At 48.8% G+C, this 252-nt stretch carries 2 tRNA genes; both read left to right on the top strand.

From position 1 onward, the window contains the following. Positions 1 to 69: 69 nt before the first annotated feature. Positions 70 to 161, top strand: a tRNA-Ser gene (locus tag FD12_RS10820). 19 nt (positions 162 to 180) lie between these two features. Beyond that, positions 181 to 252, top strand: a tRNA-Glu gene (locus FD12_RS10815).

Raw genomic sequence — 252 nt, 5'->3', positions numbered from 1 at the left:
GGTAGAGCACCTGACTGTTAATCAGGTTGTCGACGGTTCGAGCCCGCCTGCCGGAGTTATTATTTAATTGGAGAGTTGTCCGAGCTGGCCGAAGGAGCATCATTGGAAATGATGTAAACGGGTAAAAGCCTGTTTCAAGGGTTCGAATCCCTTACTCTCCGTAACCGAATAATAATTTATGACCCGTTGGTCAAGTGGTTAAGACACCGCCCTTTCACGGCGGTAACATGGGTTCAAATCCCGTACGGGTCA

Source organism: Lentilactobacillus rapi DSM 19907 = JCM 15042 (assembly GCF_001436255.1).
Taxonomy (GTDB): Bacteria; Bacillota; Bacilli; order Lactobacillales; family Lactobacillaceae; genus Lentilactobacillus; species Lentilactobacillus rapi.
This window is presented reverse-complemented; position numbering and strand designations above follow the sequence as displayed.